A 20,199-nucleotide genomic window follows, 5' to 3' on the forward strand; every position below is an offset into this window, starting at 1 on the left:
ATCAATGGATTAGGTATAGTTTTTTACTGGTTGATTGCTGAAAGGTTTACTGGCGTGATGTTGCGCTCCCCGCTCCAAACAGCCTGATTTTATTGCAGTTTCAGCCCTCACTACGAATCCTATTGTATAATCCGGGTTAAAGGAATATCAATCACCGCGAGGAATCCTTTACCCGGCTGACTTTCGATATCAAAAGTCCCGTGCAGCATTTGGACTTTGGCTTCAATGCCCAGCAGGCCAAAGCCACTGGAGACTTTTCCTTGGTCCATGCCCGTTCCATTGTCTTCTGCAGTGATGTTTAGGGAATCCCCGTGGTTGATCAGCTGTAAATGTAGCCGGGATGCCTGGGCATGTTTGAGGGTGTTCTGGACGAGTTCCTGGCAGATGCGGTAGATGGTCAGCTCTGTTTGCTCAGGCAAGCGCCTGTCCAATCCCAGGATTTGAAGGTCTCCAAGCATTTTACCACTTGCATTGATGTGCTCTATGAGGGTTTGTAAAGCCGATGGAAGGCCAAAGCGCCGTAACGATACGGGCGACATGTTATGGGCTATTCTTCTCACTTCTTCAATGGCTTCATCCATTTTTTTCAAGGTGTCCAAGTTGCTTTTGGATGGGGAAGCGGTAAAGCTTTGCAAGCCTTGCAATTGGATTTTAATGGTGGAAAGCAAAGACCCTAAGCTGTCATGCAGGTCTCCTGCGATCCGCTGTCTTTCGTCTTCCTGCGTCTGGATGAGGTCTTTGAGGTGGTTGTTTTTTTGTTGTTCGATGAAAGAAATCAGTTGCTTTTTTTCTTCGATTTCTCTGCTGATCTCCTGATTGAGTAATAGGGTTTTTTCGTGCGTTCGGGCATTTTCGATAATCATTCCGCCTTGGTTGGCGATGATGCGAATCCATCGGATCAGGTCTTCCGTGAAGTGATCCTTGGTATGGCGATTTTCCAGATAGATGACCATGGAGAGGTAGCCATTGATGTTGATCGGCTGGATCAAGAAAGACTTTACTCCACTGTTTTTGAGTGCTGTGATTTCAGAAAAACTACTTTCCTTGTCCAGGTCGTTTACGATCAGAGGTGTTTGTGTCCGGTGGCACAAGAGCATGAGACCAGATGGGACGGGAGCAAAGTCACGACGGCTAGGGGAGAGGGTGAGTGTTTTTTGATCGATGATGTCTCCATTGTTTTCGATCCACTCTAACCCGGTTCTTTCAGTGCCGGAAATCCTCATCAAGAGGACCATGAGTTTTTTGGATAAAGGGTCCAGTTCCAAGTCTCCACTCAGTTCCCTCAGTACCGTTTCGATATTGGGTTCTAGGTCGATACTGCCATCATCGAGCAGGACTTGATATTGTTGGTGCAGTTGTTTTACCTTGGCGATTCCCTCCCAAGCTTGGTAAGCATTGATCGCTGCCCGTAAGTGCTGGATGGCTGCTGGCTTTTCGGCTTCCTCCAGAAGGTGTTTGGCCAGCAGTTCATTCGCCAAGGCTAAATTGTAATGGTCGTTTTTGGCATGATGGATGGCCTTCTTGTAATATTCAATTGCCTCATCTGACGGCCTATTGTTTACGCGTTTCCATTCAGCCATCAGCAGGCAATAGGTGGCGGTATAATTTTCAGGGGCATGTTGGTGCCAGTGGGCGCAGGCGTCGAGGATTTCTTTCAGTTCGTCAAGGTGTCGACCTGTTTTGTCGGAAGGAAGATTGTGCCAGTTTTGGGTCAGGGACAGAAATAGCAGCACCAGATTGGCAGGAACCAAAGGAGAGCCTTCTTGTAGTTTTCGGTTGGCATTGGCTTCCCTGGTACTGCGGAGGGCTTGCTCGTAATGGCCAAAAAGAAAATAGTACCTTGCCCAGACATGGTTACGGTAAAAGCGCTCTTCCTGAATGGTCAGCTTTGCGGCAAGCCAGCTGGGTTGCTGGCGAGGAATGGAAAAGAAGGTACGCTCTCCTGAAAGATACCGGATGAGGCTTTTTTGGTAGTGGGTGATGTAATAGGTCAGCTCCATACCGGGGTATGATTCCTCAAAGGTATAATCCAATAATGGGCGAATCGGATGTCCCGACAGCAAATGAAGGTTAAACAGGTGGGTTTTCAGGATGTACAAGCCAATGAGGTCACCCGCCTTACGCCCTGCTTCCATGCCTTCCATAAGTAGGGGAATGCTCTGGTCAAATGATTTTTTCCAGGGTTGGATATAAAAGGCGAAAACACCGAATACCCGACATCGGTACTGCATATCCTGTAGCTCTTGGTTGATTTGGAGGCCTTTGGTGCCCAGTTGATAGCCGTGGTCAATATTTCCGGCGATAATGTTCATCCTTCCGTAGCTTACATAGCCGATGGCTTTGACGCCTTCATCTTCGGTGTTTCTGGACCGGCTAATGATCTGAAGGGCCGCCCAGATCATTAAGGTGTCGGCGGTATGGTGCAGCGCCATTCCTCCCACATACAGCAATTTTAGAATGAAATGTTGGTTTATGGATTTACCAGTAATGGAATTGGCCTCGATGGGGTGGGCGATTCCTTCTTTCAGTTGGTCAAGTGCTGCTTCGAGATCAGTGTCTTCGGTCGGTAGGGTGAGGCCAAGCTCTGACAGCGCCTCCCCCAAGATGGTGACCACTTTACGGTAGCGTCCAAGATGGTTGTTAATGGTGATCTTTAGGATATAGCTTTCGGCCCTTTTTTCCAGATCAAGGAGCCTCTCCAACAAATGGTCCAAGTGAATCTCAGCCAGATCGTATTCGCCAAGGTGGTATTCTACTTTTGCCCTTTCCATATTGGTTTCCCAATAAAGATCCTTGACCATTTCCCAAGGGAGGGTTTTGAAGAGGTCTGAACTTATTTTAAGAAAATGCCGGGCTTGCTCATAGGCATTGTCCTGCTTTTGGAGCTTGCCTACTTCCAAGTTGAGGTTGGCACAGATAAAGGCGTCTCCGGCTTCTTTGACCAGTTCCAAGGATTGGTTGAGATGCTGTGCAGCCAAGACGCGTTCAGTACTGCTGAGCGCTTGCAAGTCATTTTGGAGGATGTCCTTGCCTATGCGATAGTGAAGGTTGGTTTTCTCATTCAGCGGGATCCCATCATAGATCACTTCCCCAATGTAGGTTTCAGAAAAGCGGTAATCACCTTTCAAGGAGCTGAGCAATCCCATTTCCACCGCCTCTTGAAGGCTTTGCTGAAGGAGCAGTTTGTCGTTTTCGAACAATGAAACCAACACTTGGTGGTTATAGCTCCCAATACAAGACAGCCAGGTAAGCAGGTTAAGCGTAGGTGGGCTGAGGGTTTTTAGACGATCCCAAAGGATTTCACGGGCATTTTTCCCTTTAAACTGCTGGGTAATGCTAGGGATGTCCCCAGACCAAATGCCGTTTTGCAGCTTGATCAGTTTTCCCGCTTTTAGGCTTTCGGCCAGCACTTGCATGTAACTTGGGTTCCCCTCGCAAAGGGCGTGAAATAAGCGATGGAGGTGCGGGGCCACCGGAGCTTTCAGAATATCCTCAAGAAAGGAAAGGGTCTGTTCGGTACGTAAGCCATAAAGTGGGATGATCTCCAGGTTTTTGGTCTCAAAATTCAGCCATTCCATCAGCTGGTTTACCCGGATAATGTTCTCCTTGGATTCCCTACTGGCGCCGATCAGCCTCAATTGCTGGGGAGATAAGCGCAGCAAGAGATAGTGCAATAGGTTGACACTTGACCCGTCCATCCACTGCATATTATCGATGAAGATTAATATCGATTTGCCTAGAAAGTCACTTAAAAACCCAAAGAGAATATGAAAGAGGGAGTAGAGCTGATTTTCTACTTTTGGAGTGGGTGACGTAGGGGGAATGGTGTCCTTGCCAAGGAGCAAGGTCAGTTCTGGGATATAATCAAAAAGAAGTGGGAAATGCTCGCCAAGCCGTTTTTTTAGCTGCGCAGAGAAATGCTCCAACTGGTCAGGAGCCAAATCCTTATAGACTTTCCTCAAAAATTCTCCGATCCCAATTTTCATTCCAGCATACGGAATATTACGCTGCTGCTGTAGGTGGCTGATGAAGATGAAGAGGTATTCGTTTTTGTAAATGTTTAAATAGTGCTCTATCAAATGCGTTTTGCCCACTCCTGAAGGACCTGTAACAATAAGGCCACATAGGGACGAGGAATTGGCTTTTGATGATAGCCTTATGAATTCATTCAGCTTTTTGGCCAGCTCCGGGTGGTGGGTGATGAGGGATGGGGATGAAGCACTGGGATAGGGCATGATATGCAGCGAATATGATGTTGACCTCGATGACTTTAGTGATTGCTCGTTGGTTTTGCGGTCTTTTTATGTTGACCAATCTTCTTTCGAACAGTCAATTTAAGTTTTTTACTTTTTCATCGCCAGCAATAGTCCCAAATAAGTCAAGGCACCATTGACCAAAAGGATTTCAAAACCAAATTGGTATCCCCCAAACCACGCTGCCGAATGGCTGTCCAGTATATAGCAAATGACAGGAGACGCCAAACAAATGGCCGGTACCAACTTGTCCTTAACCGCAATTTTATTGGTCAGGCCAAACGCAAACAATCCCAACAGTGGGCCGTAGGTGAAACCTGCAGCTTTAAACACCGCACTTACCACACTGCTGTTATTGAGCAAGTCAAATAGCACGATGACCACAAAAATCAGGGCCGTAAAGCCTATATGAACCTTTAGACGCGTGGCTCTTTGGTTGAGGTGCCGTTTGGTCGGCAATTTCATGATATCCACACAGAAAGAGGTGGTGAGTGCTGTCAACGCCGAATCAGCACTGGAAAATGCCGCAGCGATAATGCCAAGCAAAAAGGTGATGCCTGCCAACGTACCAAAGTGATCCAGCGCAAGGATAGGGTAGAGCTCATCGGAGCTTGTTGGGATGGCGATGTTGTTTTGGGCTGCAAAATAGTAGAGCAACACCCCCAATGAAAGGAAAAACAGGTTGGAAATAAAAAAGCTGATGGAAAACCACAGGATGTTCTTTTTGGCTTCTTTTTGGTCTTTGCAGGTCAGGTTTTTTTGCATGACGTTTTGGTCCAGCCCATTCATGGTAATGGTGATAAATATGCCTGCAAAAAACATTTTAAAGAAGTTTTTATTGGACAAGGGGTCCCATTCAAAAACCGTTGAGAGCGGGCTTTGATGTATGACACTGGTGAGTTCACCCAAGCTGAGGTCGAGCTGCTGGCTGATGATGACGATGCTGATGATCACTGCCAGCAGTAGAAAGGTTGTTTGGAGCGTGTCCGTCCAAACAATGGTTTTGATGCCGCCTTTGTAGGTGTATATCCAGATGAGCGTGGCGGTGGTGAGTACAGTCACAAAAAACGGGATGTTATACGCATCAAAAAAAGCAATTTGCAGAACGGTGGCTGCCAAAAACAATCGGAAAGATGCCCCAATCGTTTGGGAAACCAAAAAGATCACCGCACCTGATAGGTAGGCTTTTTGGCCAAAACGATCCCGGAGGTACTCATAAATACTGATCAGGTTTAGCCGGTAAAATAGGGGGATCAGTACCATTGCGATCACGGCATAGCCCACCATGTTGCCCATGACAAATTGCAAATAATTCCAAGATGAATTGCCCACTTCTCCTGGAACTGAAATAAAGGTAACCCCTGACAGGGACGCCCCCACCATCCCAAAAGCCACCAGGTACCATGGCGATTGCCTATTGGCCGTATAAAATGTCAGGTCATCTGTTTTGCGCGAGGTCAGGTAACTGATCAGCAGCAACAGTAGGAAATAGGATGAAATGACGATAAATACGAGTGTTTGGCTCATGGAATGCGTGATATGTTTAGGTTCTTTGCTCTTTCTTCATTGCTGCTTGATCCGACTCAGCTACCTGATGCACGATTTTGTCCCTCCCTTACTCACCTGCCACACGTTTTCTTTTACCTCGTGTGGTGACGCTGATGGTGGTGGAGGCGTTACTTTCGTTGTGTAGCCTGTCCACGGCCGTTAGGCAATAGTGGTAAGTGGTCCGTTTTTGGATGTCTTCATCCTTCCAGCTTTGCTGCCCGTATGCGGAGCAGGGAACCTTGGCCACTATTTGCTGCGGATTGTTGATGTCAAGGTTGTTAAGATCTTCAGAACGGTAAATTACGAAATATTGGGCACCTCCCCTTGCATTTTCCTCCCATTCCAAGGTGATTCCCGTGTCAGGACTGCCTGATGCCGACAGCTGATCGGGAGCATCCGGTGGCGTTTGGTCGATCCACGACATGACCGGAGGGAGCGCAGGGCTTGGATATACTTTTGCCAACTGATCATGGATATTTTCCTTGCGTTGGAGAATGGTCTTGGCACTGAAGAACATGCTTCCTTTGACCATGGGAAATGTCCTGTTGTACTGAATTTGGTTGACAACTTCATTTTTGTCTTCCCATCCTTTTTGGCCCAAGCGATAAATGCCTTGGCCGATGTAGACGTCACGTCCATAGCTATTTTCGGCCCACCATTTTACCAATGTTTTGTATTCTGCCAATTCAAACCCAATATGCCAGTATATTTGTGGAGTGACGTAATCGATCCAACCTTCACGTAGCCATTTCAGGACATCAGCATACAAGTCATCATAATTGGTCTGACCTGCTTTAGTGGCTGAGCCTTTGGGATCCCTGTCTAGGTTTCGCCAAACCCCAAAGGGACTGATGCCGAATTTGACAAAGGGCTTTTCCGTTTTTATCCTCTTGGACAATTCTTCGACAAAATAATCTACATTATGTCTTCTCCATTCCTCAATGTCATCAAAGTGGCTTCCGAATTGCTCAAATGAGCCCTTGTCAGGAAATTCCTCCCCAGCGATCTTGTAAGGGTAAAAATAATCGTCAAAATGAACGGCGTCGAGGTCGTAGTGTTTGACCACCTCAATGATGGACCGCAGCACAAATTCCTGTGCTGCGGGGATTCCTGGATCGTAATACCATTTCCCTCCATACTGTACAAACCAATCCGGATGCTTCACCAAGGGATGGTCGGCAGACGGGATAAAATCCGAACTGTTTGATGCCCGGTAAGGGTTAAACCAAGCATGGAATTCGAGGTTTCTCTTTTTTGCTTCGGCAATCATAAAGGCCAAAGGATTGTAGTAGGAGGAAGGAGCCTGTCCTTGCTTTCCAGTTAAATATGCGGACCAAGGTTCATAGCTGGAAGGATAAAAGGTGTCCGCTGTGGGGCGGATCTGCATGACGACTGCATTCATGCCCGCAGCGGCCAGGCTGTCGAGCAGCAGGACATATTCTTCCCGTTGCTGGGACGCAGGAAGCCCCGGTTTGCTAGGCCAGTCGATGTTGTTTACCGTGGCAATCCACGCAGCCCTGAGTTCTCGTTTGGGAGATTTTTGAGCCATGGCCATGGTGAACGGCAATAGCGTCAACATCATCATTAATACGGTGCGGGTCCAGGTTAAGGTCATGATTCGTTTAGTTGTTTTGATAAGCGTCTATAGCCTTTTTTACGGAGCCGTGAGCAGTCAACAGTTTCAGTGCCGTACCCTCATCCAGTTCGGGGATTTCCTCAAGGATCATCCTTGTGCCTCTTTTTACCAGTTTTTGGTTGCTGAGCTGCATATTGACCATTTTGTTGCCTTTTACTTTGCCGAGCATAATCATCAAGCTGGTACTGATCATGTTGAGGACTAGTTTTTGAGCAGTTCCTGCCTTCATCCGGGTGCTGCCAGTGACAAATTCCGGCCCCACTTCCACCTCGATAGGGAAGTCAGCATCACCCGAAATCTGGGCATTGGCGTTACAGGCAATGCTTCCAGTCATTACTCCATGGGCTTTGGCTGTTTGTAAGCCTCCCCGGACATAAGGGGTCCTTCCTGATGCCGCGATGCCGATCAGGATGTCGTTTTCGGTGATGTGCTGTGCTTTAAGGTCCACCCACGCTTGGTCAAGATCGTCCTCAGCACCTTCTACTGCGTGACGGATAGCGCTGTCTCCTCCAGCAATAAGGCCACACACCAACTCCGGTGAGGCGCCATAAGTGGGCGGAATTTCGGAAGCATCCAAAATTCCCAACCTTCCCGAAGTGCCCGCGCCGATGTAAAAGAGCCTTCCTCCTTTGACCATTTTTTCGGCCGCCGCAGTGATCAGTTTTTCAATTTGTGGAATGGCCGCTTGAACGGCAACGGCTACTTTTTGATCCTCTTGATTGATGCTCGTCAAGAGCTCTTGGGCATTCATTTTATCCAAGTCCTCATAGAGGGAGGACGTTTCCGTGGTGAGAGCGTTTTGCGCAGACATGATGTTATTTAATAGCGGGTACGGTTTTACAATGGTATTTGATTAGCCCGTTCATAGGGTGCTGTATGATTTTGTGGATGGCTAATCCGTATTCATCGGCAATAGCATGTAGGAAATCGCTGAAATGATAAGCAATGGATCCGCTGAACGTAATGGTGTCGTTCAGCCCATGCGCCTCATAGGCCAATACATAGTAGTCAAAGAATTTTCTGAAATTGTCCTTGAGGATTTTTTCACAAGCTGGATGGTGCGCATATTTCAGCAAGAATGGGGTGAAAGATGCCAAATATCGGTTTGCTTGTGGCTTATTATAGATTTTGTCCAGGATTTCCCGAAGGTCCATCGGGTAGGTAGCGAGGAAGTCAGCCCTGATTTCTGGCGCGATCTTTTCTTGGAGGATGAGCGAAATGAGGTCTTTGCAAAGGACTGTTCCACTGCCCCAATCTGCTAGGATATATCCAAGGGATGGGACATTGTCTATGATGTCTTTTCCATCATAGACGCAGGAATTAGCTCCTGTGCCCAAGATACAGGTGATGCCACGTTGGTCTTGCAAAAGGCTCCTGGCCGCTCCAAGGATGTCGCCATATACTTCGGTGGGGTATTTGACAGGCAGTACGGATTCAATGGCATTTTTTACTTGGCTGACTTTTTCCGGGAGGCCACAACCGGCACCGTAGAAAATCACCTTTTCGACGCCCTTCGTGACGGGGAGTACTTCGTTTTGGATGATTTGTGCAATTTCATTTTCCGTCAAAAAATAGGGGTTCAGCCCCTTGCATTGCACTGCATCAATGGTGTTTCCCTCTTCATCCACTAATCTCCAATCGGTTTTAGTGGATCCACTATCTGCGATTAACAGCATATTGATCAATTTAATTTGACAAAATGGGTGACTTTTCCTTGGATCAAAGCGTCACTTCTGATACAAAGATGTTGGTATTTGCTCCTTTAGGCATCCCTGAAAATAGGGATTTGCCATAATCACTGGATTGTCCTTAAAGGTATTTCTTATACAAATTATGCAATATACGGATGTCATTCTCCGTCAGGGGTGAATCAATGTCCTGTTGGATAAAATGGAGTTTGAATGACTGAATGGCCGCCCCCGGGTCGCTGATATCGTAGCCAATGATCCGCAATGCTTCGAGTGGGTGAAACGAATCGGGAACGGCTTCCAGCATGACGGTTTCGGTTTTATAGCCCATGTCCCCTGTGGGAAGGTCAATATCCATCAGGAGAAAGTCATCATACCATAAGCCAAAGCCCTCTTCCGCTAGCCGTTTCCAAGGAAAATGGATGCTGGGATCTACTTTTCGTCTCGGAGCCAGGTCAGCATGGCCAATGAAATTGGCTGTGGGGATATTGTAATCTTCTTTGAGCCGTTTGAGTAATTTGAGTAGGCTATTGATCTGTTCTTCGGTGAAAGGTTCTTTGCCGTTATTGTCCAGTTCGATCCCCAATGAAGCGGAGTTGAGGTCGGTGTCATGTCCCCATTTCCCGCGGCCGGCATGCCAAGATCGAAGGTAGTCATTGAGCATCTGGACGATGGTACCATCCCGGCTGATGACATAATGCGAGCTGACTTGTGTTCTGGGAATGGTGAAGGTATGAATGGTTTGTTCCAGTGAATCCTGAGCAGTGTGGTGAATAACCACAAAGTTTGGTTTTCTGATGCTGAAGTTGGTAGTGCCTACCCAGAGGTCATTGAGATGGGTGGTGTCAGCAGCGTCTTTTTTTACGAGGGGAGTGGCTGTGATTTTTTCCACCTGTGCATCCACCTGTTTTTGGTGGGCCTTGTTGATATCCGCATAGGGTTTTGGACTGCATGAAAAGAGCAATATTCCTAGTGCGGTAAATAGAACAAACGCTTGATAATTGGTATAATTCATCATATGGGATTCCTGAGTAATTAATGAATATACAAATATCAGGGAAAAAAGTAGGTTTTAGCTCACCGAAAACAGGGATTTGTTTCAAGGAGATGGGGTTGGATTTGAACTTAATATCCCTCTTAAGTCAGGCCACTAAGATACCATGGGAACTGGAGGTGAAAGGAGCTTGAAAGGAACTGGTAAAATACTGTTAAGGAAAGGCCAATTCAGCTAATACCAGTTAAATGATGAGTCCTAAAATTCATCCAGTCACCAAAAATAGAACATGCTAACCAATTAATCTTCTTTTGTAAGCATTGTTGACCAGTTCAGCGGTGTTTTTGGCTTGTAGTTTATAGAGCAGGTTTTTGCGGTGGGTTTCTACAGTGTTTTTGCTGATAAATAACTTTTCCGCGATCTCTTGGGTGGTAAGGCCATTGGCGATACAGCCCAAGACTTCCATTTCACGTTCAGAAAGCTTTTCGTTGAATGGGGTTCTATGGGGTTGTTTCATAAAACTGCTCAGCAGGGTCTTGCTGACTTCTTCTCCCAGAAAAGTGCCGCCATTGTAGAGGGTTTTGATCGCTTCCACCAAGTCATCCTTTCCGGTGTTTTTAAGGATATAGCCTTGAGCACCAGTCTTCAGCATGTCCGATACAAAATGCCTGTCGTTATGCATGCTCAGCCCTAATACTTTCAGGGCCTTATGGGCTTTCAGCAGTTGTTTGGTGGCAGCCACCCCGTCCATCACGGGCATATTGATGTCCATGATCACGATGTCCACGGGCTGATCGATACAGTAATCCAGCGCTTCTTGGCCATTAAGTGCTTCACCGACTACCTTGATGCCTGGAATATCAAGGAGCATAGCCTTCAGTCCATCTATAAACATGCGGTGGTCATCCGCTATCAGTACATTAATCATGATGCCTGCAGTTTGGTCCCTTTCGAGAAATAAGTAGCATTAATTTACAATTTTTTAAAATAGAATTTACATTAGCGGTAGATGCAAAGTCCACTGGAAACTAGTGGTTTCTGTCTGAGATTTGGGTTTAAATGTATTTTGGGCTGATTTCGGAATATTGTCCAAAGGTTAAGAAAAATGAAAAATCACTGTTTTCAGGGATGTGGGCATCAAGAGAAGGCTTTAATTTAGGGAGGATGAGAATTAAGCGAATGATTAAAAGTATGAAGATAAGCCGATTGGGAATAGTGGCATTGGCGGTTATGATTCTGAGTTGTAGCTCTTCCACATATCGGGTGTTTGAAAAGCCGATAAAGTTTGATGAGGAAAGGAAACAGCTGACCTTGGAATACTTGGCTTCCCATTATGGTTTGGAGCAAGAGGAGCCGGTTATTACCCCGAAGATGGTGGTGCTGCACTGGACTGCCATTTCCGATCTGGAACGGTCTTATGATGCCATGAATCCGGTCAGACTTCCCGGAAGTAGAAAGGGGATTGCTGAGGCGAGTGCCCTGAATGTGTCAGCCCACTACCTTATCGATCGGGATGGGACGATTTTCAGACAGCTACCGGATACGGTAATGGCGCGGCATGTTATTGGTCTGAATCATTGTGCCATTGGTGTGGAAAATGTAGGCAGTGCAGACGCACCGCTCACCAAGGCTCAGTTGAAAGCGAATGAGGCTTTAGTGAGGCATTTAAAAAGAAAATATCCCATTGATTATGTGATTGGGCACTTTGAATATACCGCTTTTGAAGACCACGCGTTATAGCTGGAAAAGGATGAGGGATATAGGACGCAGAAAACAGACCCGGGAGAAAGTTTTATGGAAAAAATCCGAAACCGGTTACGGGATTTGGATTTGAAAGTAGTTCCTCAATGATCCATTTGCGTCATTTGTCTGGTATTTTAGGGTGCCAGTAGTCTTGGATAGCACTGCTGGCACCCCGGTATCATTCAGTTGGTTAGTTTAACCTGTTCAAGAACCTGAAAAACTCAGAGTCGGTGGACAGGATGATGCTGGTATTTTCTTCCAGTGATTTTTCGAAGCTTTCCATCGTTCGGAGAAATTTATAAAGTTCGATTGCTTGCCTGTTTTGATTATAAGCTGCGGCATAGATGTCAGTGGCTTCCGCATCTGCACGGCCTTTGATTTCTTCTGCCTCACGAAATGCCTCAGACTGGATCTGAGCAAGGTCTCTTTCCTTGTCCCCTTGGATTTTACGGGCTTCACCTTGTCCTTCTGATCGGAACTGATCGGCAATACGGTTTCGCTCACTGATCATCCGGTCGTACACCCTGTCTCTTACTTCATTTACGTAGTTCATGCGTTTGAATTTAAAGTCCAAGATGCGGACACCGAGGTCTGTGGTCCTTTGATTGGCCTTGGAAAGGACGATCTCCTCGATTTTCTCACGCCCAACGGTGATCTCCTCCAGTACCTCCAGTTCTTCCATGAAATCTTCCGTTACTTCGGGATCTCGGTTGGTGGAGCGAACCACGTCCAGCAGATTATGGCTGGCAATGGCATTTCTGGTCTCTCCATCCAAGATGTCGTCCAGGCGGGATTGGGCGGACCTTTCATCTCTGAGCCGGATAAAAAACTGCAGGGGGTCTGTTATTTCCCACCGTGCATAGGTGTCCACAAAGATGAATTTTTTGTCTTTGGTGGGGACTTGGTTACGGTCACCGTCCCATTCCAGGTATCTTTTGTCGAAGAACTGCACTTTTTGCAAAAACGGCACCTTAAAATTGACTCCAGGGGTTGTTCTGGGTTCGCCGATGGGTTTCCCGAATTGCGTAACGATGGATTGTTGGGTTTCATCTTGGATAAAGATGCTGCTGTTTACCGTGACGAGCAAGATGACGCCAATGACGATGTATATGATAATGCGCTTTTTCATTTTTCAGTACCTCCTTGTTTGTTCAAGTTGAGTAGTGGTAATACGTTATTGCCTTCTTCATCCACGATGACCTTGTTGTCCAGTTTGGGAAGGACTTTTTCCATGGTTTCCAAGTATATCCGTTGCTTGGTCACTTCAGGAGCTTTGCGGTAAGCCTCAAAAAGGGAGTTGAAGCGTTCTGCTTCACCTTTGGCCCGGTTTACCCTGTTGAGGGCATAGGCCTCTGCGAGTTCGATGGTCTCCAAGGCTTCGCCGCGAGCCCTAGGGATCACCCGGTTATAGTCAGCTTCGGCTTGGTTGATCAGGGTTTCCCGTTCTTGCTGAGCTTCGTTGACAGCGTTAAAGGATGGTTTTACCGGGTCTGGTGGATTGACATCTTGAAGGACCACTTGGTCGATACGGATACCGTTTTCGTATTCGTCGCAAAGTTCTTGGAGAAGTTGTTCTACACTGCTGGCGATTTCTTGTCTTCCTACGGTCAGCACTTCGTTTACTGTACGGTCACCAACGATTTTGCGCATAGCTGCCTCTGACATGTCACGCAGCGTTTTGTCCGCATTTCTCACCTTAAAAAGGTATTTATAGGAATCGTTGATTCGATACTGCACGACCCATTCTACATCAGTGAGGTTCAAGTCGCCGGTGAGCATGGTGGATTCGCCCAGGTAACCTTCCTTGACATACTCCGACCGTTGGTTTGGGGAAGTGGTGCGAAAGCCAAACTCCTGTTTTAGTTGACGCTGAACAGGGATTTTGTGCATTTTTTCGATGCCAAAGGGCAGCGTGAAGTTCAGTCCCGGAGGTACGGTTCTGTTATATTTTCCCATTTGGATGACCACACCTTCTTCCTCCGGCCCTACGGTATGAATGGCACTGAATGCCGCGACAATGATCACAAGGCCCAAGATGATCTTTCTCAGGTTTCTTTTGATCATATCCGGATCAATGTTGATGTTAAAATTTCTGTTGCTCATGAGAAGTAAGTGTTTTTATAAACGAATGAAGGATCAATCTTCAAAAAAATAATGAGACCACCTCGGCAAAAGAGTCGAAAAGTCCAGTTTTTTTTCCAAACCTGCCTAAAAAGGAAGGGAAGTGGTTTTCGTATTGTGGTGATTTTGGAATATCCCTGTTTTCAGGGATGGAATAGGTGCATTTTTTAAGAAAATTTGACCAAAGAAAATAAGAGAGGAATAATAATGGGCAATTGACAGTAGACCCAAAATTAGCAAACCACCCATTTTTCTTCCGCTCTTACCTTAATCAATTTACTTAACTATTATCTAAAATGTCAAACATGAAAAAACTTTTACGCTGTTGTTTAGGGGCGCTATGTTTTCTCCTGTTCCATTTTCAGGTGTCTGCGCAGACGGTAACCGTAAGGGGTACCGTATCCAGCGCCGAAGATGGAGTGACCTTACCGGGAGCCAGTATCTTGGTAAAAGGAACCACCAGGGGTGTTACCACGGATGTGGAAGGGAACTATCAGATCCAAGCAGAAAAAGGCGAAATCTTGGTGTTCAGCTTTATTGGTATGGTCGCGCAGGAACGTGAAGTGGACGATCAAAGCACCATTAATGTAGCTTTGGAAGCAGAGGCAAAATCGCTGGAAGAAGTCGTCGTAGTAGGTTACGGAACGCAAAAAAGGAGTGACCTCACCGGCGCGGTTTCCACGGTGGATACCGAGGTGCTCGAATCGCGCCCCATTACAGATGTGGGCAGAGGGTTGCAGGGAACGACCCCCGGATTGACCATTACGACGCCTAGTGGCCAGATTGGCCAAAATCCATCGATTAGACTACGTGGCATGACGGGTACGCTGAGTAATTCTGGCGGAGCACAGCCGCTCATCCTCGTGGATAACGTGGAAGTGCCAAACCTGCAGTTGATCAATCCCGAGGACATTGAATCGATCTCTGTTCTGAAGGACGCCGCATCGGCCTCTATTTATGGATCGCGTGGTGCTTGGGGGGTGATCCTGATCACCACCAAGTCGGGTAAAAAAGGAGAAGCTCCCAAGGTGAGTTATTCCAACAACTTTTCCTGGGCGACCCCTACCAAAACGCCCGTCATCGCGTCTGCTGCTGAAGGAGCCGAGATGGCTTTCAGTGCATTACAGCGTACGAATCTGTCCACCAATGTTTTTGGAGTGGTAGGGATGTATTTTGACCAAGAAGGCATTCAAAAGATGCGTGAATGGGAGCAGCAATACGGAGGGCAAGATCTTGGAAATGAAATGGTGCTGGGAAGGGATTTTGAGATCCGTGATGGCCGTCTTTTCTTCTATCGCCCTTGGGATGCAGGAGATATGTTTATGCGAGATTGGACCCCACAGCAAAAACATGATGTGTCTGTGGCGGGTGGCAGTGATAAGACAACTTATCGATTAGGCGTTGGCTATTTGGGCCAAAACGGGGTGCTGAAAGTAAATCCCGATGAATTTAACCGCTATTCTGTCGATCTGAGTGTCAATACTGCCGTAACAGACTGGATGGACGTAAGGGGAAAAGTGCTGTACAGCAAAACGAAGTTTACCCGTCCATTTTACTTCAGTTCTGAGACCTATGATCCTTGGTATTACCTGTTCAGATGGCCTAAGACCTATCCATACGGTACCTATGAGGGATATCCTTTCAGAAGTGCCGTTACTGAAGTGACCCAAGCTAAGATGAATGAGGAGACCACTTCTATGAGCCGGATCAATTTGGGCACGACTATCAGGCCGGTAGAAGGGCTGAGCATTGATGCTAATTATACCTTTGATTCCAATAACTTCCACGATCACCGGACAGGTGGGGTGATTTCAGCTTATAATTTCTGGGCTACTGGTGCGGATTTGGAGTATGCCCCCTATTCAAGCGCCTCTTACAATAGGGTCGAATACCGCTCTTCGTGGAGCAATAGAAATGTGGGTAAGCTCTTTGCGACTTATGAAAAGAGTGCCGGTGACCATGAAATGAAGTTTATGGCAGGTGGAGATATCGAGGCTTACGAATATTGGTACCAGAGCAGCCAGCGGAGAGATTTGATGGATTTGGACCGCGGAGAACTGGACTTGGCTTCAGGGGATCAGTTTGTGGATGGATCTAGAAACCAGTGGTCCACTATGGGGGTATTTGGTAGGATCAATTATAACTACATGCAAAAATACTTCCTTGAACTCAATGGACGATATGATGGATCTTCCCGCTTGTCTCCGACAGACCGATGGGCGTTCTTTCCATCCATGTCAGCAGGGTATGTGATTACCGAAGAGCCTTTTATGGAGCCTGTTACCAATGTGATGTCGTTCATGAAGTTACGTGCTTCTTGGGGTGCGATAGGTAACCAGAATGCTTATTTGAGCGATATTTACCGGATCATGAATTCCTATTCTTCTGGATGGCTGGTCGGCAGCGACAATCAGCTGACCTTTGGTACTCCCGGTGCATTGCCTTCATCCTTGACTTGGGAGACGGTGACCACGTTGGATTTTGGTTTTGATTCCCGGTTTTTCCAAGATAAGTTGGGTGTGACCTTTGACTGGTACAGAAGGACCACCAGTGATATGCACAGTGCCGGGGAAGTGCTGCCAGCTTCTTATGGTACCAGTGCGACCAAGCAAAACCTTGGTGAGCTAGAGACCACCGGCTGGGAATTGGCCGTTGATTATTCCCATTCTTTTTCGAATGGCTTTAACCTTCACGCCACCGCCATGCTTTCCGATTTCAAAGAGCGTATTACTGAATTTGCGGACAATACCAGCATCTATGCCAATCGCAAAGGACGCGTACTCGGTGAAATATGGGGCTATGAAACGGACAGGTTGTTTACCAATGACGACTTTGTCCAAGATGCCAATGGAGAACTAATCACCGAAAATGGTAAATATGTACTGAAAGAAGGTATTCCTTCCCAGTCCCTTTACGAAAGCGGATGGTTCTTTTATGGCCCAGGGGATGTTAAATACAAAGACCTCAATGGGGATGGTGAAATTACCTACGGATCCAACACCGTGGAGGATCATGGAGACCTGAAGGTGATTGGGAATTCCACGCCACGGTATCAATATGGATTTAGATTGGGAGGAGACTATAAAGGGATTGATTTTAGCTTCTTTATACAAGGTGTCGGGAAGCGTGATTACTGGGCAAATGGTCCGATCTTCGTTCCTGGCTATCGCCCGGGAGAAGCTTGGTTTGCGCACCAACAGGATTATTGGACACCCGAAAATCCGGACGCATTCTATCCACGCCCAACAGATGCCGGGCAATCCAGCAATTCGCGTAACTTCTTGAGACAGACCCGTTACTTGTTGGACATGTCCTATATGAGGATGAAAAACATTACCATTGGCTATTCCTTGCCACAGTCTGTAATCGGTAAACTCAATATTGATAAAGTAAGGGTTTATTTCAGTGGAGAAAACCTGTTTGAGTTTGATAACCTTGACCTTCCTATTGATCCGGAAGTAGATTATACTAGTTCGGGCTTGAATGACTCCAACACCTTTGGTAGGGTCTATCCTTACAGTAGAAACATTTCTTTCGGTTTGCAGGTGACACTCTAAATTGTATTAAATTATGAAAATCAGGATAATAACATTATTAGCACTAATCGTGACATTGGCAGGATGTGAGGACTTTTTGGAAAAGCCGCCGTTGGATGACCTGACAGACGAAACGTATTGGTCCAGTGAGAACAATGTCAGGAGTTTTTCCTGGGGATTTTATACCGCCTATTTTAGCGGATACGGCTCCGGGTATGCCTGGGGGAAGTTTTTCTCTGGCCAAAGCCTCAATGATGACTTTGGTCCGACAAGTCCAGCCCAGTTTAGGCAAAACATCCCTACAGCAGCTACCGGTTCATATTGGACGTTTGCATGGGTAAGGAAGGCCAATATCTTTTTGAATAGGATACAGACTGTGCCAATGGATGAAGAAGCGATCAATCACTGGTCTGGAGTAGCACGCTTTTTTAGGGCCATGGAGTACCATGATTTGGTCAAGCAATTTGGAGATGTGCCGTGGTATGACCATGAATTGGAGGAGACCAATGAAGAAGACCTGTACAGGCCTCGCGATCCACGTTCGTTTGTGATGGACCGGGTGTTGGAGGATTTGCAGTTTGCGGCAGATAATGTCCGACAGGTAGATGGTGATCCAGGCTTAAGTGTAAACCGGGACGTGGTCCTCGGTTTTATGTCAAGGATCATGCTTTATGAAGGTACTTGGCAGAAATATCACGAAGGGAATACAGAGAAGGCAAAAGCATACCTAGAAGCCGCAAAATGGGCGGCCAATGAAATGATAAGTACCGGAAACTATTCCTTGGGAGATTACAGGGAAGTGTTTACCTCGCTTAATCTCTCCGGAAACCCTGAGGTGATCCTTTACAGACATTATGAACCCGGATTGGTCACCCATGCACTGAACAGTTACAATAATAAAGAACCTCAGACGGGGGTTTCCAAAGATGCCGTGGAGACCTACCTTGCCAGTGACGGATTGCCGGTAGGTCTATCCCCGCTGTACCAAGGTGATCGGGGCATCCAAAATGTGATGGCTAATCGGGATGGAAGAATCTATGGTACCTTGGTGAGTGATGAGCTAAGGCTAAATGGTATCCAATCTAATTACAGCACCACAGGCTACGCTACACTAAAATTTCTCAATGAAGAAATCAAGGATGACCCAGAAGGTAGCTCTAACCTGAACTATACCGATTCTCCTGTTCTGAGATATGGTGAAGTCCTGATGAATTATGCTGAAGCAGTAGCCGAGCTGGCCACAGTAGGAGGACCAGCATTGACACAGGCTGACTTGGATATGTCCATCAATGTGCTGCGGGACAGGCCAGGCGTCGAGATGCCGCATCTGACACTTGTGGGGAATGCGCCAGGAGTGAACGGAGTAGCCTACGACGATCCCGAGCGGGATCCCGATGTGCCGTCATTGCTTTGGGAAATCAGACGGGAGCGTCGGATTGAGTTGATGATGGAAGGGTTTCGGTTGGATGATCTAAAGCGGTGGGAAAAGCTGGAATACAGCGATACAGAAGCCAATGAAAACATCAATCGCGGTGCCTGGATCGATAAGGCGGACTATCCTGACCTGCAGAGCAGCGTGATCCTTACGGATGGCGAAAGCGGCTATATCATTCCCGCTACAGCAGCAGCTTCCCAGAGGAGGTTTGAAGATCCCAAAGTGTATTTGGATCCGATACCGTTAGACCAAATCACACTTTATGAAGAACATGGTGTGACCTTGGAGCAGAATCCAGGCTGGGAGCAATAAGTCAGTACGAGGTATCAAGTACGAAGGAGTAGTTGATAGGTGGGGGTAGCCCCTATTTTGAATGTGTAATAAGAATGCCCTTCTTTTCATTAGTAGAGGAAGGGCATTTTAAAGTGTTTTATTGGAATGGAATTTTCTGCGCTGTCTAAATATGCCGCTTGGGGAACTGTGTTGATCTTATGTTGGCTGATGTCTTTTGAGTTGGCTGGTCGTCAACGTATGGAGCAGACGACTTCCCATGGAGCGGTCATCAGGGGAGATGCTGACCAAAAGCAATTGGCATTGGTGTTTACAGGGCATCAATTTGCTGAGGGAGCCAGGACCATTCTGAAGACATTAGATAAGACACAGGTTAAAGTATCCTTTTTCTTCACAGGTGACTTTTACCGAAACGAAGCTTTCGCCCAATTCATAGCGCAGATGAAGGAAAGAGGACATTATTTGGGTGCCCATTCGGATAAACATTTGCTTTATTGTGCCTGGGAAAACCGGGATAGCCTGTTGGTCAGTAAGGCGGGTTTCAAAAAGGATTTGGACCGTAATTATAAAGCGATGGAGGAGTACGGCATAGCGAGGCAAGATGCGCCATTCTATTTGCCGCCATATGAATGGTACAATGATTCGATTAGCCAATGGGCCGCGGAAATGGGACTTCAGTTGGTTAATTTTACTCCAGGTACCCGATCAAATGCCGATTATACTTCACCGGATATGCACCACTATGTGGGAAGCGACGCCATTTTAAAAAGCATATTGGATCATGAATTATTAAATGGCTTGAATGGCTTTCTATTGTTGATGCATGTTGGTGTAGGTCCTGAAAGAGCGGATAAGTTTTATGATAAATTATCAATATTGATTAGTACATTACAGGAGCGAGGATATGCACTAGTGACTGTGGATGAATTGCTTTGAGTGCAGCATTAACCCTTT

The 20,199-nt window shown here is 46.7% G+C and carries 13 protein-coding genes; 4 read left to right on the forward strand and 9 right to left on the reverse strand.

The window, feature by feature from the left end; all coding sequences use genetic code 11:
* Window positions 1-119: 119 nt before the first annotated feature.
* The 7 genes from ECHVI_RS09900 to ECHVI_RS09930 form a co-directional block, all read right to left on the reverse strand.
* Window positions 120-4,235 carry an AAA family ATPase gene (locus ECHVI_RS09900; protein ID WP_015265836.1) on the reverse strand — a complete coding sequence of 1,372 codons (4,116 nt, stop codon included), beginning with the start codon at window positions 4,233-4,235 and terminating at the stop codon, window positions 120-122.
* A 108-nt stretch (window positions 4,236-4,343) separates the two neighbouring features.
* The gene (locus ECHVI_RS09905; RefSeq protein WP_015265837.1) at window positions 4,344-5,780 is read right to left on the reverse strand and encodes a sodium:solute symporter; all 1,437 of its coding nucleotides are present in this window, start codon (window positions 5,778-5,780) and stop codon (window positions 4,344-4,346) included.
* 88 nt (window positions 5,781-5,868) lie between these two features.
* A complete protein-coding gene (locus ECHVI_RS09910) occupies window positions 5,869-7,416 on the reverse strand; it encodes a glycoside hydrolase family 10-like protein (protein ID WP_015265838.1) in 1,548 nt (515 codons plus the stop codon).
* 7 nt (window positions 7,417-7,423) lie between these two features.
* Window positions 7,424-8,248, reverse strand: a complete 825-nt coding sequence (gene murQ, locus ECHVI_RS09915) for an N-acetylmuramic acid 6-phosphate etherase (RefSeq protein ID WP_015265839.1) — start codon at window positions 8,246-8,248, stop codon at window positions 7,424-7,426.
* A gap of 4 nt (window positions 8,249-8,252) precedes the next feature.
* On the reverse strand, window positions 8,253-9,113 hold the full coding sequence (locus ECHVI_RS09920) for a BadF/BadG/BcrA/BcrD ATPase family protein (protein WP_015265840.1): 861 nt from the start codon (window positions 9,111-9,113) through the stop codon (window positions 8,253-8,255).
* 133 nt (window positions 9,114-9,246) lie between these two features.
* Window positions 9,247-10,143, reverse strand: a complete 897-nt coding sequence (locus tag ECHVI_RS09925; RefSeq protein WP_015265841.1) for an N-acetylmuramoyl-L-alanine amidase — start codon at window positions 10,141-10,143, stop codon at window positions 9,247-9,249.
* A 268-nt stretch (window positions 10,144-10,411) separates the two neighbouring features.
* Window positions 10,412-11,047 (reverse strand): response regulator, encoded by a 636-nt coding sequence (locus ECHVI_RS09930; RefSeq protein ID WP_015265843.1) that lies wholly within the window; start codon window positions 11,045-11,047, stop codon window positions 10,412-10,414.
* A 263-nt stretch (window positions 11,048-11,310) separates the two neighbouring features.
* On the opposite strand from ECHVI_RS09930, the gene ECHVI_RS09935 reads away from it, so the two are divergent.
* Window positions 11,311-11,859 carry an N-acetylmuramoyl-L-alanine amidase gene (locus ECHVI_RS09935; RefSeq protein WP_342662042.1) on the forward strand — a complete coding sequence of 183 codons (549 nt, stop codon included), beginning with the start codon at window positions 11,311-11,313 and terminating at the stop codon, window positions 11,857-11,859.
* Window positions 11,860-12,052: 193 nt separating this feature from the next.
* On the opposite strand, the gene hflC is transcribed toward ECHVI_RS09935, so the two are convergent.
* Both hflC and hflK read right to left on the reverse strand, forming a co-directional pair.
* A complete protein-coding gene (gene hflC / locus ECHVI_RS09940; RefSeq protein WP_015265844.1) occupies window positions 12,053-12,991 on the reverse strand; it encodes a protease modulator HflC in 939 nt (312 codons plus the stop codon).
* Window positions 12,988-13,965, reverse strand: coding sequence for an FtsH protease activity modulator HflK (gene hflK / locus ECHVI_RS09945; RefSeq protein WP_015265845.1), 978 nt, complete (start codon window positions 13,963-13,965; stop codon window positions 12,988-12,990). Before hflK ends, hflC begins: the two co-directional genes overlap by 4 nt.
* Window positions 13,966-14,288: 323 nt before the next feature.
* Between hflK and ECHVI_RS09950 the strand changes: the two genes are divergently transcribed.
* The 3 genes from ECHVI_RS09950 (at window position 14,289) to ECHVI_RS09960 (ending at window position 20,181) form a co-directional block, all read left to right on the forward strand.
* The gene (locus ECHVI_RS09950; protein ID WP_041738527.1) at window positions 14,289-17,540 is read left to right on the forward strand and encodes a SusC/RagA family TonB-linked outer membrane protein; all 3,252 of its coding nucleotides are present in this window, start codon (window positions 14,289-14,291) and stop codon (window positions 17,538-17,540) included.
* 13 nt (window positions 17,541-17,553) lie between these two features.
* The gene (locus ECHVI_RS09955) at window positions 17,554-19,266 is read left to right on the forward strand and encodes a RagB/SusD family nutrient uptake outer membrane protein (protein ID WP_015265847.1); all 1,713 of its coding nucleotides are present in this window, start codon (window positions 17,554-17,556) and stop codon (window positions 19,264-19,266) included.
* A gap of 126 nt (window positions 19,267-19,392) precedes the next feature.
* Window positions 19,393-20,181: a polysaccharide deacetylase family protein gene (locus ECHVI_RS09960; protein ID WP_015265848.1), complete on the forward strand. Its 789-nt coding sequence runs from the start codon at window positions 19,393-19,395 to the stop codon at window positions 20,179-20,181.
* The last annotated feature ends 18 nt before the right edge of the window (window positions 20,182-20,199 follow it).

It is taken from the genome of Echinicola vietnamensis DSM 17526 (assembly GCF_000325705.1).
Taxonomy (GTDB): domain Bacteria; phylum Bacteroidota; class Bacteroidia; order Cytophagales; family Cyclobacteriaceae; genus Echinicola; species Echinicola vietnamensis.